This is a genomic window from Actinopolymorpha sp. B17G11 (assembly GCF_040196095.1).
In the GTDB taxonomy this organism is placed as follows: domain Bacteria; phylum Actinomycetota; class Actinomycetes; order Propionibacteriales; family Actinopolymorphaceae; genus Thermasporomyces.
On sequence record NZ_JBEFTW010000051.1, the window covers coordinates 1 to 22,935 of the forward strand.

Sequence of the window (22,935 nt, forward strand, 5' to 3'; positions counted from 1 at the left end):
ATCGCACCCACGAACCAAGAACGTCCCGATCACCGTCATGCAACACCAACGCCGCAGCAGGAGGATGAGCCATACCAGCATCCTCCCAGGAACAACCGTCCAATCATTAACGCCACGCCGTACTAGCCTTTGAGGCCGCTCGCAAATCCCTTGATGATGTGCTTCTGCAGCAGGAAGTAGATGACCACGATGGGCAGGATCGCGAGCGCCATTCCGGCGAAGATGATTCCCCACTGCGCCGTGAACTCCCCACGGAACGCGAAGATCGCCACCGGCAGGGTCTGCTGCGGGCTGCCACCCACATAGAGCAACGGCGTGAGGAAGTCGTTCCAGATGTTGATCGAACTCAGGATGACCACGGTCCCGGTGATGGGTCGCAGCAGGGGGAACACGATCCGCCGGAACGTCGCCCCTCGACCTGCACCGTCGATCGCCGCCGCCTCTTCGTACTCCCGGGGCAGCGCCCGCGTGAAGCTCGCGTACAGGAAGACGACCAGCGGAAGCTGGTGACCCACCTCGAAGAGGATGAGCGAGGTGTAGGTCCGCAACAGGTTGACGTCGCGCATGAACTGGTACAACGGCACCATGCCGAGCTGCAGCGGCACCATCAGCCCGAGCAGGAACAGCAGGTAGAGCCCGTAGCTCAGCCGGGACATCCGCCGGGCGAGGAAGTACGCCGCCAGCGAGCCGCACAGCACCAGCAACGCGACCGACAGTCCCGCGACGGTGAGGCTGTTGACGAACGCCTGGCCGAGGTCGCCACGTTCCCAGGCCGTCGTGTAGTTCGTGAGGTCGAGCCGCGGCGGCAGCCCCAGCGGGTTCACCGCCACCTCGCGCGGCGTCTTCAACGAGACGGTGAGAAAGACGTAGAACGGAAAGACGAAGGCCAGCGCGACGGCGATCATCGCGACCTCGGCCCCGACCCGGCCCCACGTGAACCGACGTGGGTTCATGCCATTTCCCTTTCGCGTGACCACTGCGGTGCCTCACTCCGGGACGCCTCGTTCCTCGGCGTACCTCCGTGGGGGCTCCTCGTGCTCACGCGTCCACCTCGAACCGCCGCAACGCCTTGAGCTGGAGCATCGCGAACGCGAACACGATCATCGTGAGGACAAGCGCGATCGCGGTGCTGTAGCCGTAGCGTCCGGAGACGAAGGCTTCCTTGTACATCAGCAGGGACAGCGTTTCCGTCGCGTACCCCGGCCCGCCGCTCGTCATCACGAAGACCTGGTCGAACATCTTCAGGCCACTGATCAGGGTGAGCGACATCGCGATGGTGGTCGCCGGGATGAGCAGTGGGAGCGTGATGTGCCGCAGTCGCTGCCACCGGGACGCACCGTCGAGGTTCGCGGCCTCGAGCAGGTCGACCGGCACACCTTGCAGCCCAGCAAGATAGATGACCATGGTGAGCCCGGCGTGCTGCCAGATGACGACGGCGATCACGCTGCCCAACGCGAGCGAGGAGTCGCCCAGCCAGTTCCGCGCGAGCCCGTCCAGTCCGAACGAACGAAGGGCGCCGTTGAGTGGGCCGCCCGGCGTGAGGATGTACTGCCACAGGAAGCCGATGATGACCGGCGGCAGCAGCGCGGGCGCGAAGAACAACGTACGCAGGACGTTGCGGCTCACGAGCGCCGAGTGCAGGACGAGGGCGAGCGCCAGACCGATGAGCGTCTGGACGACGGTCGTCGCCGCCGCGATGACCAGGGTGTTCGTCAGTGCGCCCACGGCCTGCCTGGTCGCGAGCAGTTCGGCGAAGTTGGCGAAGCCGACGACATCCGGGGCGCCACGCCGACCCGCCCAGTCGGTGAAGGCGTAGACGCTCCCGGATGCCGTGGGATAGAGCACGACCAGCGCGTAGATCGCCAACGCCGGAACGACGAAGCGGTACGGAACCTCGCCTCGACGCCGTCCCCGGTGCGACCGATCGGGAGTGGCCGGCCGTGGCTTCTCGGGCGGACTCCCAGTCGCGCGGTCGAGCTCCACGCTCATGGGGTGAGGACGACGAATCCAGGCCCTCGCCGGTTCGTCCGGTCATTCCCCGGCGGCGCGGTCACGGTGTCCCCTTGTCGTAGTCCGCGTCCATCTGGGTGAGCAGCTCCTTGGTGGTGATCTTGCCGTCGAAGAGTTCCTGCCCGGACTGCAACAGCGTCTGTTGGGTGTCGCCGTTCGGCCAGAGGTAGTTGGCGAACGGCGCGGTCCGGCCCTCGTCGAACAGTGGCAGGACCGGTTGCAGCGCGGTCTCCCCGAGGTCGACCTCGACGTCGAGGCCGGGGAGCACGCCCAGGGTGGTGGCGTAGGCCTCGACGTTTTCGGGCTTGGCGAGGAACTCCAGAAAGTCCTTCGCCGCGTCCACGTTGTCCGCTGCGGCGTTGACCGCCATGAAGTCAGGCGCGAGCGGGAGATGGGTGTCGGCCGCGTTGTCGGTCGCGGGCAGGGCGAAGACCTCGAAGTCCTCCGCGCCGTTCTCGGCGTAGCCGTAGAGCTGCGGCAGACCGCCCGACACCATGAGGATCATGGCGGACTCACCCGTCGCCACCGACTGCATGCCCTGGTCGAACGGAATGCCCAGCGACCCTTCGCTGACGTAGCCCGCGTCGCGCAGGGACAGGAACTTCGCGTACACGTCGTTCCACGGCTTGTTGTCGACGAAGTCGACGTTCCCGGCCGCCATCTGCTCATCGAGGTCGGGGTTCTCCGCGTAGACGAGGGTGGCGGCGAGGGCGTACATCCAGAACTGCAGGTAGATGCCGTCCTGCAGCGGTGTGGAGATGGGCGTCACACCGGCCGCCTCGAGCTTGTCGCAGGCCGCGAGCAGTTCGCTCCAGGTGGTCGGCACCTCGACGTCGGCGTCGGCGAAGACCTTCTTGTTGTACGCCATGATGATGGCGTTGCGGCTCACCGGGAAGGCGAGCGTCTTGCCGTCGACGGTCGCGAGCGCGGCGGTGTCGTCGGGAATCGCGTCCACCCAGGAGGCATCGGACAGGTCGGCGAGTTCCGCAGTGCCGAGCACACCGGCCGCGACCGGGCTGCTGTATCCCGGCGAGACCCGGATGAGATCGGCGGCCGTTCCGGACGTGAGCTGGATCCTGAGCTGTTCGTTCAGCTCGGAGGTCTCGGCCGAGGAGATGTCGACGGTGGTCCCGGAGGATCTTTCGTACGCCGCGATGAGTTTCGCCAGACCGGTGTTCTGCTCGGTGTTGACGTAGGCGGTCACCTTGGCACCACCTGCGCCCTTGCCCGGCCCGCCCTCGCCACCACCACCACCGTCGTCGGTGTTGACGAAGCCACAGCCGGCGAGGGCGATCGCGAATCCCAGCGCCAGGGCGCCGAACCTGGCGGCGGCGCTCGAGGTCCGGCCGCGCCCGGCGGAACGGGCTCGGGCGAAGCCGCCAGCCACTACAGCGTCATTGCTGCTCATGGATATCCCTTCGTCCTCACACGTGGGTCGAGGTGACGCTGTCCTGCGGTGTCCCTGGTGTGCCGGGATCCCCCGGCACGACGGCGCCCGCACGCCGAAGTCCGTCGTGGATGGCCTCGATGGGCACGTCCTGCATGCGTACGCCCGTCTTCGCCGACAGCGCCGCCATCGTTCCGACCGCCTGCCCCATGCCCATGCACGACGCCTGCACGCGGTAGGCGGAGTTGGCGGCCTGGTCACCGCAGACCGGCCGGCCGGCGACCGCGATGTAGCCGTGGTCGCGCGGAATCATCGCACCGCGCGGGATCGTGGGGAACGTCCCGACCGGCAGTGGGCGGATGTCGATGCCGTCACCGTCGGGGCGGTGGACGTCGATCGGATAGAAGCTGTAGGACACCGCCTCGGGCCAGCGCCGGCCGGTGAAGTAGTCGGCTTCGGTGATCCGGTCGAGCCCGTCGATCGTGTACGTCTCCCGCACGCCCGTCTCGATCGCCCACGCATCGACTCGTAGACCGGCCAGGCCAGGTTGACGTTTGAGGAACGTGAAGATCCGCATCATCGCGCGGCGGCCGGCGAGTTCGGCGGCGGTCTTGGCGGCACTGGTGCCGGCGCCCACGCCGGTGACGTGGATCGCGTTCTCACCGCCCTTGCGGAGAAACTTCTGGATCGGGTTGGATGCCATGTCCTCGGGCAGGAGCGAGCCTTCGGCCACCGCCTCGTCGTACGCACGAGCCAGCGCGGCATAGTCCAGGTCGTCGCGGTCGTAGCCACCCAACCGGATGATCAACGTGCCGGGCTGACGGTGGGGATTGGTCAGGCGGCGGAGTCCGGCGAGAGCGACGACGTCGGCGTCGCCGGTGCAGTCGACGAGGCGTGCCGCCCGCGTGTGCACCAACCCCTCCTTGGTGCACAGCGTGACGTCCCAGTGCGTACCGCACCAGGTGACCTCCCCGATCATCGTGTGCAGCAGCAACTCGACTCCTGCACCGGCGACGGTCTCGTCGATGACGGCGGCATAGATCGCCGGAGTCACCGGAACCTGTAGCTTGAAATGCGGAAGCTCCCAACGCGAGAAGTCGGGGAGGTCGCGGCCGGCGATCTCCACCGACCGCCGCACCATCTCCCAACCCACGCCGGCGATGATCTGGCGCCCCCAGGCATGGAACAGCCCGGGGAGGGCCACCGCGGCGACCGTGGTCGTGCCACCGAGGGCACCGTTCTTCTCGACGAGCAGGGTGCGGGCGCCGGCAAGGGCGGCGTGGATCGCGGCGGGACACCCGGCCGGGCCGCCGCCGACGACGATGACGTCGTAGGCATCCCTCATATGGCGTCCACCGCAGCTGCCGGGCGCGGGGCGCCGAGCAGGGCTGACAGTTCGCCCGCGGCTCTCACGACGGCCGTACGCAGGGATTCGTCGTGGGCGGGCGTGTGGCGGACGGTGGGATAGCCGATGCAGACCGCGGCGACGGTCTCGCCGGTGTGGTCACGGACGGGCGCAGCCACCCCGCACACCCCGGGGACGTCCTCCTCGATGTTGGTGGCATAACCGCGGGTGCGTACGTCGGCGACGAGTGCGGCCAGTTCCGCTCGGGTGCGCGGTGGGCGACCGTCGTCCTGCCAGGGAGCGCTCTCGAGCATCCGCTCCCGGTGCTCGTCGCTGACGCCGGCGAAGAGGACCTTCCCCGCGGCGGTGCGGTAGAGCGGAACGGCCACCTCGTCGGTGAACCGTGCGGTCGTGGGGTTGATGTTGAGCAGCTGCCGGCTGACAAGTACGGAGATGTCGACGCGCTGGGTGTCCTTGAGGATCGCGAGATGGACCGTCTCGTTCGTACGTTCCCACAGGTCGCGAAGGATCGGCGACGCCGCGGAGGAAAGATCGGTCTGGGCGAGGTAGATCCGGTTGAGCTCGAAGAACCGCGCGCCGAGGAAGTAGTGGCGGGTGCCCTCGTCCTGGCGGAGCAGCCCATGGGTGACCAGGGAGGCGAGGAGGGTCCGGGCCGTGGACGCGTGCAGCCCGAGGAGGCCGCTCAGCGTCTTCAGCGCGATGCCGCCGGGGCCCGCCTTGGCGATGACCTCGAGCATCGCGACGCTCCGGTCGATGGCCTGGATGGACGTCCGGCGCAACGCCATGGCGATCTCGCCGGCGACAGTTCCAGGCTCCTCAGACGGCACGGGCCTCAGCTCCTTCGATCCCCTTCATGCCTGGAACGACAGTCGCTCGACACCTCGTTCGGACGCCCCCAGTCGCCCTAACGGCCCCGTCGCGCGAGACCCGGACCACACAGTGGTGCGCAGCGCAGGACACCGGCGGCCTGATCGTTCGAACGCCCCGTGGTCGTTCGACATTATCGAACGGAGTCCTACACTGCGGTGCGCGAAGATTACCGGGACGCAGTGGTCGGCAGCAAGCAGGTGACCCGCGACGACTCGAAAGCACACGTGCAGCCGCTTTCGCCAAGGGCCGGCAAAGCCTTCGACAATCCGTTGTGAGTGAGCCGCTCACTCAGTTAGCGTCTGCGCGTGTCCTTCGCACAACCGTCGCCGGCCGGCCAGCCACCGCCGCGCCATTCGCAGCAGAGACCGCCCAGGTCATCGGCTACTCCGCCGGCGGGCTCTTCCGTATCGCCGCCGACCACCCCACCGGCGCGACCCGACGCACCCGAGGTCGCCCCACGCGGCGAGGCGCCCCGCCGGCAGCACCCGGGACGCGCCCGGCCGATGTCACCGGAGGATCGCCGCGCGGCGCTGATCGACGCCACCATTCCGCTGGTGGCGACGCACGGGTCCAACGTCACCACTCGGCAGATCGCCGAGGCGGCTGGCATCGCCGAGGGAACCATCTTCCGCGTCTTCCCCGACAAGGCCGCCCTCATCCAGGCGGCGCTGACGGTCGCGCTCGACACGGCTCCACTCCTCGACGAGATCGGCCGCATCGACCTTGACCTGACGCTGTCCGAACGCATGACCCAGCTGACCGGCATCCTGCAACGACGGCTGATCCAGATCATCGGCCTGATCACCGCCGTCGGAATGCACCATCCTCCCGACGACGTGGAGGCGCACCGCGCGAAGGTCCGCCCCACCAACGAGTTGATCCACGAGGCGATCGCCCGCGTCCTTGAACCCGACCGGGACGAACTCCGGTGTTCACTGCACCATGCGGCACGACTCGTGCGGCTGGTGACGTTCTCCGGGTCGCACTTCATGATCACCGACGGCGATCTGCTCACTCCCGAGGAGATCGCCGCTGTCCTCCTGGACGGCGTACGCCGTCACCACCCACCCGGAGAACATCGATGTTGATCCGCCTGCTTCGTATCTTCCTACGACCGTACGCCCGACCGCTGGCGGCGGTCGTACTCCTGCAACTCGTCGGGACCATGGCCTCGCTCTACCTGCCGAGCCTGAACGCCGACATCATCGACGACGGCATCGCCACGGGCGACACCGGCTACATCGTGCGGACGGGCGGCTGGATGCTACTCGTCACCCTGATACAGATCGCCTGCTCGATCGCCGCGGTCTACTTCGGTGCCCGCACGGCGATGAGCTTCGGCCGGGACGTGCGCGCCGCGGTCTTCGAGCGGGTCGGGACGTTCTCCGCACGTGAGGTCGCGCATTTCGGTGCCCCGTCACTCATCACGCGCAACACCAACGACGTGCAACAGGTGCAGATGCTTGTCGTCATGACCTGCACGATGCTCGTCATGGCGCCGATCATGTGCGTCGGTGGCGTGATCATGGCACTGCGCGAGGACATCGGCCTGTCGTGGCTGATGCTGGTGAGCGTCCCGACGCTCGTCGTCGCCACCGGCCTGATCCTGCGCCGGATGGCCCCGGCGTTCCGCGACATGCAGACCCGGATCGATGCTGTCAACCGGGTGTTGCGCGAGCAGATCACCGGCATCCGCGTGGTCCGTGCGTTCGTCCGTGAACCTCATGAGACACAGCGGTTCGGCACTGCCAACGCCGAGTTGACAGATACCGCGCTGCGGGTCGGCCGGCTGATGGCGATGATCTTTCCCATTGTCATGCTGGTGTTCAACGCGTCGAGCGTCGCGGTCCTGTGGTTCGGCGCCCTTCGGGTCGACGCCGGTGAGATCCAGATCGGCGCTCTCACCGCGTTCCTCAACTACCTGGTCCAGATTCTCATGTCGGTGATGATGGCGACGTTCATGATGATGATGGTTCCGCGCGCGGCCGTGTGCGCCGAGCGGATCGCCGAGGTGCTCGACACCGACTCCTCCGTCGTCCCGCCGGCGACTCCGGTCACGGACGTACGCACCCGCGGCGAGTTGGAGCTGCGCAACGTGCAGTTCCAGTACCCAGGTGCGGAGGAGCCGGTGCTGCGCGACGTCTCGTTCCGCGTATCTGTCGGCACGACGACCGCCATCATCGGCAGCACCGGCGCCGGCAAGACGACGTTGCTGTCGCTGGTGCCGCGGCTGTTCGACGTCACGGGCGGTGCGGTGCTGGTGGACGGCGTCGACGTGCGCGAACTCGACGAGGACCTGCTGTGGAGCCGGATCGGGTTGGTGCCGCAGAAGCCGTACCTGTTCACCGGCACGGTCGCCAGCAATCTCCGCTACGGCAATCCTGACGCCACCGACGACGAACTCTGGGCGTTTCTCGAGATCGCGCAGGCCCGCGATTTCGTCGAGGCGATGCCGGACGGCCTCGAATCCCCCATCGCACAAGGGGGTACGAACGTCTCCGGCGGACAGCGGCAGCGCCTCGCCATCGCCCGGGCGCTGGTCCGGCGGCCGGAGATCTACCTGTTCGACGACTCGTTCTCGGCACTCGACCTCGGCACGGACGCGCGCCTGCGCGCCGCCCTGCGCCCGGTCACCGCGGACGCCGCCGTCGTCATCGTGGCGCAGCGGGTGTCGACGATCCTCGAGGCCGACCAGATCGTCGTGCTCGACGACGGGGCGATCGTCGGCGTCGGCCGGCACGCCGAGCTCCTCGACTCCTGCCAGACGTACGCAGAGATCGTGGAGTCCCAGCTCACCGCTGAGGAGGCCGCATGAGCGCGAGGAGCCCGCACGGAGGGACGCCGAGGAACGGTGAAGGTGTGAGTGAGAACGGAAGCAAGACGGTTCCCGGCCGTCTGCCGGAAGCAGGCCAGCGGGCCCGGTCGGGTGGGCCGCCCTGGATGGCGGCGGGGATGCCGGCCGAGAAGTCGATGAACTTCGTACCGTCGGCCAAGCGGCTGCTCGGGCGGCTCCGCCCGCAACGGCTTCAGCTGGCGGCCGTGATGGCCCTCGCCCTGGTGAGTGTGGCGTTCAACGTCATCGGACCCAAGATCCTCGGTCACGCGACCGACATCATCTTCGAGGGCGTCATCGGCAAGCAGCTTCCGGCCGGAGTCACCCAGGAGCAGGCTGAGCAGGCCGCACGCGCGAGCGGGAACGACGAGTTCGCGAACCTGCTCTCGGGCATGAATGTGGTGCCCGGCGCCGGCATCGCCTTCGACCGGTTGGCAGCGGTGTTGCTGCTGGCGATGGGGCTCTTCGCTGCCGCGAGCCTGCTTGCCTGGTTGCAGGGTCACCTGTTGGCCGGCGTCGTGCAGAACGCGATGCTGGCGTTGCGCGCCGACGTCGAGGACAAGCTCAACCGGCTGCCCCTTCCGTACTTCGATAAGCAACCACGCGGTGAGCTGCTGAGCCGGGTGACCAACGACATCGACAACATCTCCCAGAGCCTGCAACAGACGTTGAGCCAGCTGCTCACCTCGCTGCTGACGGTCATCGGCGTCCTGGTCATGATGTTCGTCGTCTCACCGCTGCTGGCCGTGATCGCGCTGGTGGCGGTGCCGCTGTCAGTCCTCGTCACCCAGCAGATCGGGAAACGTTCCCAGAAACAGTTCATCGCGCAGTGGACGCACACGGGAACACTGAACGCCCAGATCGAGGAGGCGTTCACGGGGCACGAACTGGTGAAGGTGTTCGGCCGCCACCGTGAGGTGCGGGCCACGTTCGCCGCCAAGAACGAGGAGCTGTTCAAGGCGAGCTTCGGCGCGCAGTTCATCTCCGGGATCATCATGCCGACGATGATGTTCATCGGGAACCTCACCTACGTGGTGGTCGCGGTGGTCGGCGGCCTGCGGGTCGCGTCGGGCGCGATGACGCTCGGCGACGTGCAGGCGTTCATCCAGTACTCCCGGCAGTTCACCCAGCCGCTCACGCAGGTCGCGTCGATGGCCAACGTCATGCAGTCCGGTGTCGCCTCGGCGGAGCGGGTGTTCGACCTGCTCGACGCCGACGACCAGACTCCGGACCCGACCAAGCCGGCACGCGACACCGTGCGCCGGGGCCGCGTGGAGTTCGACCGGATCTCCTTCCGGTACGCACCCGACAACCCGTTGATCGACGACCTCTCCCTGGTGGCGGAGCCAGGTCACACGGTCGCGATCGTCGGGCCGACCGGAGCCGGCAAGACGACGCTGGTCAACCTGATCATGCGGTTCTACGAGCTCGACGGCGGCCGGATCACCCTCGACGGCGTCGACATCACCGCGATGCGGCGCAGCGAGCTGCGCGGCGAGATCGGGATGGTGCTGCAGGACACCTGGCTGTTCAACGGCACGATCCGCGACAACATCGCCTACGGCCGCCCGGGGGCGAGTGAGGAGGAGATCCTCGCCGCCGCAAGGGCGACGTTCGTGGACCGGTTCGTGCACAGCCTGCCCGACGGCTACGACACCGTGATCGACGAGGAAGGCAGCAACGTCAGCGCGGGCGAGAAGCAGCTGATCACGATCGCGCGGGCGTTCCTTGCCGATCCGTCGCTGCTCATCCTCGACGAGGCGACGAGCTCGGTCGACACCCGCACGGAGGTGCTGGTGCAGCACGCCATGGCGGCGTTGCGTTCGGACCGTACGAGCTTCGTCATCGCGCACCGGCTGTCCACGATCCGCGACGCCGACCTCATCCTCGTGATGGAGCACGGCCAGATCGTCGAGCAGGGCACGCATGCCGAACTGCTCACGGCCGAGGGTGCGTACTCCCGGCTCTACAACGCGCAGTTCTCGCAGGCGCTCGTCGACGTCGACGCGGAGGTGATGGAAGCGGGCGCGGGTGCCGGCGGTGCCGCCCTCGCTCCCCGATGATCCCGCCTGGGCCTCTCGCCTCGGCAGATGGGGGCGGTCATCCCCCGCAGCGACGGGACACCTCGTCGAGGCGTTCGAGCTCGGTAGGGGTGAGCCGGATGTCCATCGCACCTGCACTCTCCGTGGCGTGATGGGGCTTCGAGGCGCCCGGGATCGCCACTACGGTGTCGCCGTAGAAGGTGGTCAGCCAGCTGAGTGCCACCTGTCCGACCGAGGCCCCGTGCGCCTTCCCGATCGCGCGGAGCTCCTCGATGAGGGGAGCCGTGCGGGCGAGCTTGCGGTTGCCGTGTCCGACCGCCATCCGGCGCATGACGGGAAGCGACCGCGCCCTGGCCGGATCGTCGTGGAACATGCCGGTGAGGATGCCCATTCGCAGTGGTGCGTACGCGATCAGCGACACGCCGAGCCGGCGAGCGGTCTCCAGCACGCCGTTGCGTTCGACATCGCGGTGAAGCAGGTTGATCTGCACCTGGTTGGCGGCGAGCGTCATTCCGTACGACCGCAGCAGTCGACTGGCCTTCTCCATCTGCCTGGCGGAGAAGTTGCTCACCCCGACCGCCGAGACCTTTCTCTCCTGCGCGAGCTTCGCCATGGCGTGCACCTGCCTGGACAGGGAGGACACACTGCCGTACGGCATGTGGATCTGGTGCAGGTCGATCGGGAAGCCCTGCAACGATGCCAACCTGGCGTCGACCGTGCGGGTGATGCTCGACGCTGTGCGCGCCAGCGGTGCCCACTTGGTGGCGATCACGACCTCGCCGGGTTCGATGCCGCACCCGCGCAAGGCGGTCGTGAGTGAGCGTTCCGACCGGCCCCTGCCGTACATCTCGGCCGTGTCGAACCAGGAAATCCCCGCATCGAGTGCGGCCCGGACGACCGCATGGACGGCCGTCTCGGCGAGGACTGGATAGAACCCCTCGACGAGGCCCGAGCCCGCGAACTGCATGCAGCCGAGCCCGATGGGCGTGATCTCGAGCTGCGTCGTACCCAACCGTCGCTTGTCCATAGTCACGTCCCTGGTCGTCTTCGCGGTTCGTGAGCACCCCGTATGAGACATCACTGTCTCAATCACAGGCATCGATGTCAAGAATCGAGACGTCGCGATAACATCCGGGGATGGTGAAGAAAGGTCGCGCCCTGCATGATCACGTCGCCGCCGGAATCCTCGAGTCGGCGGCGGTGGCGTTCGCTGAGCGCGGCGAGGCGGTCCCCATGGCCGAGATCGCGCGGGCCGCGGGCGTGGGGCGGGCCACCCTCTACCGCTACTTCCCCACCAGACACGCACTCCTGCAGGGATTGGCGGAGGCGGGTGTCGAGGAACTGCGCGAGCGGATCGCCGACGCCGAACTCGACACCACCCCGGTGCAGGAGGGAATCGCCCGCCTGACAAGGGGAGTCGTCGCGGCGGGGAGCAAGTACGCCGTCCTCGCGCAGGCCGGGAAGAAGCATGTCGAAGACGCGGCCGAGTTCGATCGCCGGATCAACCAGCCCGTGCGTGACCTGCTCCGCCGAGGCATCGACGACGGCAGCCTTCGCGATGACCTTCCGGCAGACGTTCTCTTCGCGATGTACACCGGGCTGTTGGAAAAGGCGCTCCAACTCGTGATCCGGGAGCAGTTCGGGGTCGAGCGGGCCAGCGCTTCAGCCGTCAGCGTGTTTCTCGACGGAGCGGGATCCCACCGGCAGTGAACGCCACGAGGGTGCCGGATCAGCGGTCTCGACGGCCGTGCGACTGGGGCCGGCGCCGTCGCCTCATCCGGCGAAGATACTGCCCGGCCCGACGCTGCCGAATCTCGTCCAGCTTTCGTACGAGCGGATCCGAAAACGCTTCGTAGTAACCGATCTCGGCGGCGCTGGACTCTCCGTCGTCGACGACCTTCCCCAGCACAAGCCGATCCTGGTCGAGGGGAGGTACGGGACCCACGTGCGGACGCGATCCGGCGTCGTCGTGATCGGGCATCGTCCTACGCTATCCAATCCCCCGGGCGACAAACGCGTCCATCGCCGCGACCACCTGCCGGAGGGCGCGCTCGGCGTCTTCCTGGTCGAGAGCCCAGGTGGCGTAGTCGCACACGTGATCTGCCCGCTCCACCCACGCGCCGGGCCAGGCCTGCGTGTCCCACCAGAGCTCCTGCACCGTCCACCCGTGGCGAACGAGCACCGCCCGCGCGAAGTGCAGCAGCGGTCCGGCAGGGGTGTAGCCACCACCAGGCAGGATGATCGCGATCCGCCGCGGGTCACCGGCGGAGCGGGTCTGTTCGGGCGAGACCGTCAATGCTCGCATGACGCCTCCTCCCATCGCGACTTTCCCGGAGCGTACGTCGATCGCCAGGTCGGCACGTGGTTCGCCAGCCACGGAGCCGCCGGCTTCTAGCCACGGACCACGGTGGATGCGTCGATGAGCCACCGGCGTCCGTCGCGTACCAGCGTGTAGCGGTGCACCTCGTTGAACTGCCGGCCGTCGCGCCCGGTGTAGTCCACCCGCGCGACCACGGTGGCCGGGTTGCCGCCACTGGCCGAGAGCACCGACGCCTCCACGGACCGGAACTGGGACCACCACGACCGGTAGTTGGCATAACTGCCGGAGGTCGCCTGCCGGTAGCGCGAGCTCAGCCAGGTGTAGGCGGTGTTCGGGTGGTCCGGCATCAACCGGTAGTAGGCGAGGAGCGTTTCCCTGGCGCTACGACTGGGCTTGTTGGCTTTCTGGTCGTTGTTCGCTGTGGTCGACGGCGAGGTGTCGGGGCTGGGAGAGCGGTCAGGTGTCCGCTGCGGTTCGCTCCGGCGAGCCCGCGGGTCAGGTGTCGCACCCTCAGACTTCTCCCCCTGATCGGCCTTGCCGGTCGGCGCGCCGGTCGGGTCACCGATGCCCAACAACGTGGGCAGCGCGAACGCGGCGGCGAGGCCGGCGAGGGCGAGTACGCACGCCAGGGCGCCGATCCAGACTGCGGCCCGCGTCCGCCGGGAGGTCGGCGGGCCGGTGGGTCCGACGTGCACCGGCGCGATCCTGTCGCCCGGTGGCGCGGGCGTGTCCGGCCCGTCCTGCGTGGACGCCTCGCCCCACTCGACCGAGATCACCTGCGCGAAGGGGGCCTCTTGGGGTGGCACGTCGCCGGCCGGTGAGGAGTCGGCCGGTGAGGAGTCGGCCGGTGCGACCTCCTGCGTGGGCGGCTCCTCGACCGACTCGCGTACCGGGGTCGACTCGCGTGCCGAGGCCGAATCGCCTGCCGAAGCCGACTCGCCAGCAGGCACGGACTCGCCAGCAGGGACGGACTGTCCGGCCGGCGGAGGGGCGGGCGTTGGGCCGGGAAACGAGCGGACGGGCAGAACCGGCGGCAGAAGTGTCGTGTGGTCACGGGCAGTGCCCCCGCCCCTCGATGCGAGGGCCTCCAGCACCCGGCTGGCTTCGGTCATGCTCGGGCGCCCCGCCGGGTTCGGATTGAGCATCCGCAACAGCACAGGTGTCATCACGCCGGCCTGCCGTGGCGGGTTGATCTGCCCGGACGCGACCCGGTGCAGCAGCGCGATGGCGTTGTCGTGCCGACCGAACGGCGGCGCGCCCTCGATCGCGGCGTACAACGTCGCGCCCAGCGAGAAGACGTCGGACGCGGACGTCGCGTTCTCCCCCTTGGCGACCTCCGGCGACAGGAACGCGGGAGTGCCGGAGATCAGCCCGGTCATGGTGATGGTGACGTCGCCGGCCGCCCGTGCGATCCCGAAGTCGACGATCTTGACCGTGCGAGCATCACCGTCGCCCAGCAACACGTTGCCCGGCTTGACGTCGCGGTGGACCACCCCGACCGCGTGCGCGGCGGCGAGCGCGCTCGCGGCCTGGACACCGATCTGCGCCACCTCAACCGGCGGAAGAGGTCCGCGTTCCTCGACGACCTCCGACAGGCTCTTCGAGGGGAGGTACTCCATCACGAGACACGTGTGCCCCTCGTCCTCGACCACGTCGTAGATGGCGATGACGTTCGGATGCTGGATCCGCGCCGCGATGCGACTCTCGCGCCTCGCGCGCTGCTTCGCCTCCTCGGCCTCGGCTCCGGCCAGGTAGGCCGGCAGCAGCAGTCGCTTGACCGCGACCGTGCGTCCGAGTCGTTCGTCGTACGCCTGCCAGACGACACCCATCCCGCCACTGCCGATGCGTACGCCCAGGCGATACCGGCCGGCGATCAGCCGGTCGTCCTCACTCATCCTGCCCCACTCGTCCCACCCCTGAGAACTCCCACCCCTGTGGCGACAACCCTAGGACCGCCCGGGGCGTGGCGCGTCGTCAGGGTTGATCAGTGAACGGAGCTCCGAGCATGAGTGTGGCCCCGGAACCAGGTGCGGTCCGGGGCCACGGTGAGAGCCGGTGGTTCAGGCGGTGGCGTGAGCGCCAGCGCCAGCGACCTGTGGGCCCTGGTACTGCGCGCTGCCGAAAGCGAGCATCGGGAAGCCGATGATGCCGAAGAGCCACAGTCCGAAGAAGCCGAAGACGCCGCTCTTGCCGAACGACTTCGCCACATCAAGCGAGACGATGATCGAGATGACGATGTTGACCAGTGGGACGAAGTACAGAATCGTCCACCAGCCTGGCCGTCCGGCGATCTTCAGCAACACATAGATGTTGTAGATGGGGATGATCGCGGCCCAGCCGTACTGTCCCGCCTTGGAGTAGACCTTCCACATCGAGGCGATCATCAACACCAGGATGGCCAGGTAGATGATCATTACGACCGGACTGATACCGGCGCCCGGATCGGTTCCGTTCACGTAGTCCTCCTTGTCGACAAACAGGGACGACACCTTAGGGCATGCCAGGCAACGCGCGATTCGCTTGTCCACAGGGGCGGGCGCGGGGGAAGGCGTTCGACCTCATTCGTGCACGACAACTCCGGTCTCGTGCGCGCGAATCCAGTCCCAGTTGAGCGTGACGCCCAGGCCGGGTCCGGTCGGCACCGGAACACAACCCTCGCCGTCGACGGAGTCCAGGTCGTCTGCGTAGCCGTCGGCGTACACCTGGCAATGGTTGCGTTTCGCGTCGAGGCCGGGCGCGACCAGGCCGAGCTCGTAGTAGTTGGTGTTCCGGATGGCCGCCATGCAGTGCCGGTGAGCCGCGCCGGGTGCGTGGATCTCGCAGTCGAGGCCGAATCCCTCCGCGGCGTGGGCCAGCTTCATGACGCCGGTGATGCCGCCGTCGTAGTCGGCGTCGGCGCGTACGAAGTCGGTGCCGTCCGCGACGATCTGGTCCACGTGCGGTTCGAGTCCGCGGACATGCTCGCCCAGCAGCAGCGGCGTGCGGATCAGCTGGCGGAGCTTGCGGTGCGCGAACGACGAGACACCGCCGTCCTTGTACGGGTCCTCGTACCAGAAGTAGTTAGCCTCGTCGCACGCGCGGCCGACCTTCAGCGCGTCGGCGAAGGTTTCGTACTCGCAGGCCGGGTCGATCATCAGGTCCATTCCGTCGCCCACCGCCTCGCGGGTCGCGAGGACCGCGGCCACTTCGCGCGCTATCGGCCCGTTGCCCCAGCCGTGGATCTTGAACGCCGGATAGCCCATGTCGCGGCACTGCACGGCGAAGTCGGCGAACGCCTCGGGTGTCGACAGTCCGCCGTTCTCGTCACCGTGGTAGGTGGAGGCGTAAGCGGGCAGCTTGGTCCGGAAGCCGCCGAGTAGCTCGTAGATCGGCGCGTCGTAGGCCTTGCCGGCGATGTCCCAGAGTGCGATGTCGATCGGCCCGATGCCGAACCGGTCCTGCTTGCGCAGGGCGCGTTTCAGGTCGTTCCAGATCAGCTCGCGTGTCAAGGCGTCCTTGCCGATGAGGTACGGCGCGACCATGCCGACCTGCGCGTAGGCGATTCCGCTCCCGCCGGCATACTCTCCGGTGATGCCGGCGTCGGTCTCGATCGTGAGGACGTGGCCCGCGTGCCGCGTGGTGCTTCCCCGTTGGTAGACGTTGTTGAAGCCGTTGTAGTCGACGCCGAGATCGGGCATCGTCCATGCGTAGGTCCGGACGGTCACGCGCCGGATCCGAAGGTCCCGGGACATCCTGCTCAGTTCCTCTCTCGTGGTGCGGCTTGTCCCGGCCGGCCACCCCTCGTCAGGTCCGGGACTGGGTGTCGAGCTGGAGACCTGGACTGCCGGCCTCGGTGACGAACGTGGCACGGGTGCTGATCGGCGCGCCAGGGGTGGAGACGTACGGCGTCACCAGATGGTCGGACTGGCAGCGCTCCGGGGTGACGGTCATGCGAATGTAGCCGCGCTGGCTGTTCATGAACTTCACGTGCGGGTTCGCGGCCAGCACTGTCCGGTCGTGCTCGTCGAGGTCCGCACCGTCCTGGCCGGAGGTGACCGACGTCCCCGTGAACTCGACGGCGACCGTGGGCGAGTCGGGATCGTCGAAGTTCGCCTTCAGATCCGACACCATGTGCCGGTGCCGGTCGCCGCTGACCACCACCGGGTTGGCGACACTCCTTTCGGTGAACGCCTGGAAGAGCCGGTCCCGCGCCGGTTTGTAGCCGTCCCACGCGTCCATGAACAGCGGCATCGGTTCGGCGGTGTCGAGGTCGCACTGGGTGATCGGTACCTGGTTGGCGAGCACGTTCCACGTCGTACCGGCATGGGCGAGTCCGTCGTAGAGCCAGCTTTCCTGGTCGAAGCCGAGCATCGTGCGCGCCGGGTCGAGGCGTTCGGCGCAGTCGACTTTCGTGCCGTCTCCGCAGGCCTGGTCATCGCGGAACATCCGGCCGTCGAGAACGTGGAAGGTCGCGAGGCGGCCGTAGGTGAGGGTCCGGTAGAGCTGGATGTCAGGACCGCTTGGCTTCTGGGGAAGGCGCAGCGGCAGGTTCTCGTAGTAGGCCTGCGCGGCCGCGGCCCGTCGTACGCGAAACTCCGCCGGGTCCTGGCCGATGTCGCGCGAGATGTCGCCGGCCCAGTTGTCGTCCACCTCGTGGTCGTCCCAGGTGTGGACGAACGGCGCCGCCGCGTGTGCGGCCTGCAGGTCGGGATCGCTGTGGAACAACGCGTGCCGGTTGCGGTAGTCGGCGAGCGAGAGCGGTTCGTTCCGGATCTCCGTTGGCAGCGCGGTCTTGCGATGCAGGCCGTCCGCCGGGATGGTGTTCTCGTAGATGTAGTCGCCCAGGTGGAACACCACGTCGAGGTCGTCTTCGGCCATGTGCCGGTACGCGGTGTAGAAGCCGCCCCACCACACCTGGCAGGAGGCGACGCCGAAGCGGAGCTCGCTCAGGTCGGCGCTCGTGGCGGGAGGGGTGCGGGTCCGGCCGACCGGGCTCTCGAACTTGCCCGTACGAAAACGGTAGAAGTACTCGCGCCCGGGTTTGAGGCCGTTGACCTCCACATGGACGCTGTGGCCCAGCTCGGGAACGGCTGGCGCCTCGCCCTCCCGGATGACCGTCCGGAAGCGTTCGTCATGCGCCATCTCCCAGCGGACGCTCACCCGTCGGTCGGCCATGCCGCCCCGGCCGTCGAGAGCGAGCGGTTCCGGTGCGAGGCGCGTCCAGAGCACCACACCCGAGGGCTGCGGGTCGCCGGACGCGACGCCGAGGGTGAACGGGTACTCCGTCGAGGCGAGTGGTGCCGCCGAGGCCTTCGCATGGGTGAACCCGGCCGCGTACATCCCCAGTCCACCCAGGCCGGCGGCGAGCAGTGCGCGTCGTTCGATCCCCGCCCGCCGCCCGCGTACCGCCTCGGCTCCCCAGCTGTTGTTCCTCGCCATCGTGCCGCCCCGTCCGACGCTCGTCGTCCCGGCCGGGACCACGGTATTGCGCCGGTTGGTCCGGGTTCGGAAGGTTGAGGACTTCCGGCCGTGACCGGTCAGGAACTCGGCGTGAGGGCGTCCCTGGCGGCGACAAGGAGGGCGCGCAGGTTCGGCCGGAGGCGCTGGGTCTTGAAGTGGCCGGCCCATCCCCGCTCCGTCAGCAGGTCACTCACCACGAAACCGGCGGCGGCGTCGTACCCTCGGACCTCGGCCACCGCGAACACCGCAGCCGCCTCCATCTCGACGGTGAGAACGCCCTCGGTCTGGTAGCGCCGCACTTCTTCGGCCGTCTCCCGATAGGGAGCGTCTGTCGTCCAGGTCGTACCGACCCGCACCGACGTCGTTCCAGCGTTCGTCTGGAGCTCGCGGGTGAGCCGCGCCGCCAGCTCGGTGGACGGAGTGCAGAACCGGGCGGGGGGCAGGTAGTGGTGCGACAGGCCCTCGTCGCGGAGGGCGCGGTCGGCGACGACGAAACCGCACGGCTCCTGGTCGTTCTGGAGGCCGCCGGCCATTCCGATGACGATGAACTGGCGTACGCCGTGGGCGCCGAGCTCCTCGACCAGCATGGCGGCCGCGGGCGCACCGACACCGATCCCGCCCACAAGTGCCACCTGGCCATCGGTGGCGTCGAGCCGGTGGACATCACCCCGGTACGCCCACGGATAGGTGCTGGTCGGCTCGGAGCCGAGCACCTCGCGCAACAACCAACGGGGATAACACAGGACGGCCGCCCGGGGTGGGTCTGCGGGGAACGGCCCGGTGGGGAGCGGGACCAGGGAGTCCGAGCGGTGCTTGCCTTCCGTCATCGGGTACGACGTCATGCCGCCAGCCTGCCGGGCGGCTGGTGATCGCGCCAGGCCAACAAGACCGCGGGGTCGCGGGTCACACCGTGGGGACGCCGAGGCGGTCGAGGTCGGCTTCGATGGCTTCGCGGTGCACGGCGAACCAGTCGCCTCCGGCCCGCAGCTCGTCACGCAGGACGATGGTCGTCCAGATCATCCGGTAGACCGCCAGCCGGAGGGACAGGTCGGAATCCGGGTCCAGGCCGTAACCGTCGAGCAGGCACGTCAGTGACGCGGGATCGGCGCGCGAGAAGCGGCTGAGGTCGAACACCGGATCGCCGGCGGCGACGTCGCCCCAGTCGATGATGCCGGTGAACTCGTCCCCGTCGGCGAACACGTGCCGTGGATGCAGGTCGCCGTGCAGGAGGACGGCCGGCCCGTCGTACGCGACGGTCTCGCGATGACCGTCAAGCCCGATCCGCAGGCGACTGGCCAGGGCGGGAGTGAGCACCTCGTGGGCGACCAGTTCGTTCAGACAGTCGAACGGTTCGTTCGTGAACTCCGCCCAGGTGGCGTACGGACCGCGAGGTGTCGGAAGGTCGCCGGGCGCGTCGTGCAGGAAACCGAACCCGTCGGCGTGCAGGGCGTGCAGCACGCGGAGCTGGCGACCCGCTTCGACAAGGGCGCCGTGGCCTTCGCCGACGCCGGCACCGGACAGGCGGCGCATGAGCACGAACGGTTCGGGCAGCGTGGCGCGGTCCAACTCGAGCGCGACGACCTCGGGAGCCGATACTCCGGCCGCGCGAACCGTTTCGCAGGCCCATGCCTCCGCGTGGAGGCTGGTCGCGTCACCCGCCTTGAGCACGTAGTCGCCAGCCGGCGTCCGGACCATGAAGTCCTGGTTGCCGACGTAGCCGGCCAGCGTCGTCACACCGTCGACCGTCGTACGCAGGCATCGCGACACAGCGTCCGCCACCTCGTCGCCGGTCAGCGGAACGGGCGCGGCCACCGGCCGCAGCTCGGTCATCAGGCACGCACCTTTCGTTGGATGAGGGTGCCCTTCACCCGGACCTGTGGGAGGAGGGGAACCCTCATCCAACCGCACAGGTCATCCAACCGCAGGGCCGGCACGCACCTGGCGGGAAAGAAGCTGCCTATTCACAGCGGAAGCCGTAAAGCGTTAACGTCGTCGCTCGAACCGCACTTGACCGCAGGTCGTCACAACGGGAGGCAAGTCGTGCGTACCACGTCACGCCGGGCAACGGTCGCCGGACTCGCGCTCATGCTGGCGACCAGCCTGGCAGCCGCGGCCTGCAGCCCCGCCGGCAGCGGTATGACCGGCGACGGTGGCGGGGGTGGCGGCGCTCCCGGCAAGGACGACGGACCGTTCATCGTCGCGCGGACGGCCGACATCGACCTTGTCGATCCCGCCCGGGCCACGGCGTTTCCCACCGTGCAGACCCTCGACCTCGTCTACGACACGTTGCTCGAGACCGACGACGACGGCGAGCTGGAACCAGGCCTCGCGACCGAGTGGACCGTCGGCGACGACGGGAGGACCGTCACCCTGACGCTGCGCAACGGCGTGGAATTCCACAACGGCGAGACCTTCACCGCCGCGGACGCCAAGGCCACGCTCGAACGCATCCTCGACGAGGAGACCGGCTCGGTCGTCGCGTCGTACTTCGGCAACGTCGACACCATCGAGACACCGGACGACCAGACGCTGGTGCTCACCCTGCGCCGACCCGACACGGCCCTGCTCAACGTGCTCACCTACGTCGGCACGTCGATGCTCGACCAGCAGGACATCGAAGCCGGCAAGGTACAGCGTGCGGTCAACGGCACGGGTGCGTACCGCTGGACCGAATGGGAGCAGGGCCAGAAAGTCACACTCACCGCGAACCGTGACTACTGGGATGGCGCGCCCACACTGCCGACCGTGGAGTTGCGGGTGATCCCGGACGAGTCGTCGATCCTGTCCGGGATGGTGGCCGGCAGCCTCGACCTCGGCCTCGTCTCCGATCCCAGCGTCGCCAAACAGGTCGACAAGGAGAAGGTGCAACTCCTCAGTACCGACACGTTGGCCTATCACGTCCTGCAGCTCAACGGCCGCCGCGGCCCGCTGCGAAACCTGGCCGCCCGGCAGGCGATCGCGTGCGCGCTCGACCGCGACGAGGTGATCGACACCGCGTACTTCGGCACCGGCGAGGCCACCGGGCCGATCACGTCTCCGGCGTACGAGTTCGACGCCCTGCAAGGGCTTCCGTGTGACCCACCTGACCTCGACGCGGCGAGATCCCTGCTGGAGAAGGCGGGACATCCCGACGGGTTCACGCTCGACACGATCGTCATGGTCGGCAACTACGCGACCGCGAGCACCATCGCACAGTCGGTGCAGGCGCAACTCGCGAAGATCGGCGTACGCCTGAAACTCCAGCAACAGCAGAGCAGCGTCTACGTCAAGGCGTGGCTGGCTGCGGACTACGACGCGGCGGTCGCGAAGAACGGCGGGAGCACGGATCCGTATCTCATGTACGGCCGGTACTTCGAGAAGAACGGCAGCCTCGCCGGGCCGGCCGGTCTGGCGGACGAGCAGCTCGACCAACTGCTCCGCGACGCCAACGCGACCACCGACCCGGCCGAGCGGGAGCTGCTGTTCGGTGAACTGCAGCAGGAAATGCTCCGGCTCTCGCCCTGGGTGTGGATCGCGAGCGACCAGAGCTACTACCTCGTGGGCAAGGACGTGAAGGGGTTCAAGGCCCTGCCGACGGACTCCCTCGAGTACCTCACGCAGACCCGGGTCGGCGGCAGCTGACGTGGCTGAGAGTTCTGAGGTGGCGGAGGCTCTGAGATGGCGGGGATCTGAGATGGCTGGCGCCTGGTGACACTGCGGTACCTCGGTGGCCGGTTGGCCGGCGCGGCGCTGACGATGGTCGGCGTCGCCGTGGTGGTGTTCCTCGTCCTGCGCGCACTGCCTGGTGACGCCATCATCGCCAAGCTCGGCACGGAGTCCGGCGTCCTCGACGACGCACAGCGAGCCGCCCTGGAGCGTTACTACGGGCTCGACCAGCCGCTACCCGCGCAGTTCGCCAGCTGGTTGGGAAGCGTGGTCACTGGAAACCTCGGCGTATCGATCGACTCCGGCCGGTCGGTGGCCGGGCTGATCGCCGCCGCCATGCCGGTGACCGTGGAGCTGGCGGTGTTGGCGACGCTCATCTCCACGCCGATCGGGGTGGCGCTCGGGATGCTGGCGGCGAGTAGGCCCGGGCGGGCGCGGGACGTCGGCGTGCAGGCGTTCGGGCTGCTGGGGCTCGCTCTGCCGGAGTTCGTTCTCGCGTCGGTGCTGGTCGGGTTGCTCGCGGCGTGGTTCGCGTACTTTCCCGACCCCGGCATCTACGTACCCCTCACCGAGTCGGTCGCCGGCAACCTCAGTCAGATGATCTACCCCGCGTCGGTGTTGTCGGTGGGACTGGTCGCCAATGTCATGCGGACGACCAGATCGGCGTTTCTCGAGGTGGCCCGCGCCGACTTCGTACGTACGGCACACGGAAAGGGGCTGTCCGCGCAGCGGGTGCGGCTGCGGCACGTGCTGCACAACGCGTCGATCCCGATCGTGACGATCGTCGGCATCCAGTTCGGCTACCTGCTGGGCGGCACGGTCATCATCGAGCAGATCTTCGCGCTGCCAGGGCTCGGCCGGTTGCTGCTGACCGGGATTGTGCAACAGGACCATGCCGTCGTGCAGAGTACGACGCTGCTGATCGCGGTCGCCTTCGTGCTCGTGAACCTGCTCGTCGATCTCGTCTACCGGCTGCTCGACCCGAGGACGCGACTCGCATGACCATGCCCATGCTCATGCGCT

General features: G+C 68.2%; 20 protein-coding genes. 6 read left to right on the plus strand and 14 right to left on the minus strand.

Annotated elements, in window-relative coordinates; translation table 11 throughout:
* Positions 1-122: 122 nt before the first annotated feature.
* The 5 genes from ABN028_RS32190 to ABN028_RS32210 form a co-directional block, all read right to left on the minus strand.
* Positions 123-953 carry a carbohydrate ABC transporter permease gene (locus tag ABN028_RS32190; RefSeq protein WP_349699216.1) on the minus strand — a complete coding sequence of 277 codons (831 nt, stop codon included), beginning with the start codon at positions 951-953 and terminating at the stop codon, positions 123-125.
* Between the two features lie 85 nt (positions 954-1,038).
* Positions 1,039-1,989 (minus strand): carbohydrate ABC transporter permease, encoded by a 951-nt coding sequence (locus tag ABN028_RS32195; RefSeq protein WP_349699217.1) that lies wholly within the window; start codon positions 1,987-1,989, stop codon positions 1,039-1,041.
* A 61-nt stretch (positions 1,990-2,050) separates the two neighbouring features.
* The gene (locus ABN028_RS32200; protein ID WP_349331303.1) at positions 2,051-3,418 is read right to left on the minus strand and encodes an ABC transporter substrate-binding protein; all 1,368 of its coding nucleotides are present in this window, start codon (positions 3,416-3,418) and stop codon (positions 2,051-2,053) included.
* Positions 3,419-3,434: 16 nt separating this feature from the next.
* The gene (locus tag ABN028_RS32205) at positions 3,435-4,742 is read right to left on the minus strand and encodes an FAD-dependent oxidoreductase (RefSeq protein WP_349699218.1); all 1,308 of its coding nucleotides are present in this window, start codon (positions 4,740-4,742) and stop codon (positions 3,435-3,437) included.
* Positions 4,739-5,590, minus strand: a complete 852-nt coding sequence (locus ABN028_RS32210) for an IclR family transcriptional regulator (RefSeq protein ID WP_349331301.1) — start codon at positions 5,588-5,590, stop codon at positions 4,739-4,741. The genes ABN028_RS32205 and ABN028_RS32210 overlap by 4 nt, the downstream gene beginning before the upstream one ends.
* A gap of 546 nt (positions 5,591-6,136) precedes the next feature.
* On the opposite strand from ABN028_RS32210, the gene ABN028_RS32215 reads away from it, so the two are divergent.
* The 3 genes from ABN028_RS32215 to ABN028_RS32225 are packed head-to-tail and all read left to right on the plus strand — an operon-like array spanning position 6,137 to position 10,529.
* Positions 6,137-6,721, plus strand: a complete 585-nt coding sequence (locus ABN028_RS32215) for a TetR/AcrR family transcriptional regulator (RefSeq protein ID WP_349699219.1) — start codon at positions 6,137-6,139, stop codon at positions 6,719-6,721.
* Positions 6,715-8,448: an ABC transporter ATP-binding protein gene (locus ABN028_RS32220; protein WP_349699220.1), complete on the plus strand. Its 1,734-nt coding sequence runs from the start codon at positions 6,715-6,717 to the stop codon at positions 8,446-8,448. Before ABN028_RS32215 ends, ABN028_RS32220 begins: the two co-directional genes overlap by 7 nt.
* Entirely contained in the window at positions 8,445-10,529 is a 2,085-nt protein-coding gene (locus tag ABN028_RS32225) for an ABC transporter ATP-binding protein (protein WP_502879232.1), read from the plus strand. Before ABN028_RS32220 ends, ABN028_RS32225 begins: the two co-directional genes overlap by 4 nt.
* A gap of 37 nt (positions 10,530-10,566) precedes the next feature.
* On the opposite strand, the gene ABN028_RS32230 is transcribed toward ABN028_RS32225, so the two are convergent.
* Positions 10,567-11,535 carry an aldo/keto reductase gene (locus ABN028_RS32230; RefSeq protein WP_349331298.1) on the minus strand — a complete coding sequence of 323 codons (969 nt, stop codon included), beginning with the start codon at positions 11,533-11,535 and terminating at the stop codon, positions 10,567-10,569.
* Positions 11,536-11,645: 110 nt separating this feature from the next.
* On the opposite strand from ABN028_RS32230, the gene ABN028_RS32235 reads away from it, so the two are divergent.
* Entirely contained in the window at positions 11,646-12,218 is a 573-nt protein-coding gene (locus ABN028_RS32235; protein WP_349331296.1) for a TetR/AcrR family transcriptional regulator, read from the plus strand.
* 19 nt (positions 12,219-12,237) lie between these two features.
* On the opposite strand, the gene ABN028_RS32240 is transcribed toward ABN028_RS32235, so the two are convergent.
* From ABN028_RS32240 to ABN028_RS32275, 8 genes are all read right to left on the minus strand, one after another.
* Positions 12,238-12,489, minus strand: coding sequence for a hypothetical protein (locus ABN028_RS32240; RefSeq protein ID WP_349699221.1), 252 nt, complete (start codon positions 12,487-12,489; stop codon positions 12,238-12,240).
* A 9-nt stretch (positions 12,490-12,498) separates the two neighbouring features.
* Positions 12,499-12,813 carry a hypothetical protein gene (locus tag ABN028_RS32245; protein WP_349699222.1) on the minus strand — a complete coding sequence of 105 codons (315 nt, stop codon included), beginning with the start codon at positions 12,811-12,813 and terminating at the stop codon, positions 12,499-12,501.
* Positions 12,814-12,899: 86 nt separating this feature from the next.
* Complete coding sequence (locus tag ABN028_RS32250; protein ID WP_349699223.1) at positions 12,900-14,723, minus strand: serine/threonine-protein kinase; 1,824 nt, start codon at positions 14,721-14,723, stop codon at positions 12,900-12,902.
* A gap of 165 nt (positions 14,724-14,888) precedes the next feature.
* Positions 14,889-15,284, minus strand: a complete 396-nt coding sequence (locus tag ABN028_RS32255) for a DUF5684 domain-containing protein (protein WP_349331292.1) — start codon at positions 15,282-15,284, stop codon at positions 14,889-14,891.
* Positions 15,285-15,386: 102 nt separating this feature from the next.
* On the minus strand, positions 15,387-16,532 hold the full coding sequence (locus ABN028_RS32260) for an enolase C-terminal domain-like protein (RefSeq protein ID WP_349331291.1): 1,146 nt from the start codon (positions 16,530-16,532) through the stop codon (positions 15,387-15,389).
* 79 nt (positions 16,533-16,611) lie between these two features.
* The gene (locus tag ABN028_RS32265; protein WP_349699224.1) at positions 16,612-18,246 is read right to left on the minus strand and encodes an alkaline phosphatase D family protein; all 1,635 of its coding nucleotides are present in this window, start codon (positions 18,244-18,246) and stop codon (positions 16,612-16,614) included.
* Positions 18,247-18,344: 98 nt separating this feature from the next.
* On the minus strand, positions 18,345-19,109 hold the full coding sequence (locus ABN028_RS32270) for a nucleoside phosphorylase (protein ID WP_349699225.1): 765 nt from the start codon (positions 19,107-19,109) through the stop codon (positions 18,345-18,347).
* Positions 19,110-19,170: 61 nt separating this feature from the next.
* Positions 19,171-20,097 (minus strand): phosphotransferase family protein, encoded by a 927-nt coding sequence (locus tag ABN028_RS32275; RefSeq protein WP_349699226.1) that lies wholly within the window; start codon positions 20,095-20,097, stop codon positions 19,171-19,173.
* Positions 20,098-20,307: 210 nt separating this feature from the next.
* Between ABN028_RS32275 and ABN028_RS32280 the strand changes: the two genes are divergently transcribed.
* Positions 20,308-21,888 carry an ABC transporter substrate-binding protein gene (locus tag ABN028_RS32280; RefSeq protein ID WP_349699227.1) on the plus strand — a complete coding sequence of 527 codons (1,581 nt, stop codon included), beginning with the start codon at positions 20,308-20,310 and terminating at the stop codon, positions 21,886-21,888.
* Positions 21,889-21,954: 66 nt separating this feature from the next.
* A complete protein-coding gene (locus ABN028_RS32285; RefSeq protein ID WP_349331286.1) occupies positions 21,955-22,914 on the plus strand; it encodes an ABC transporter permease in 960 nt (319 codons plus the stop codon).
* Positions 22,915-22,935 lie beyond the last annotated feature (21 nt).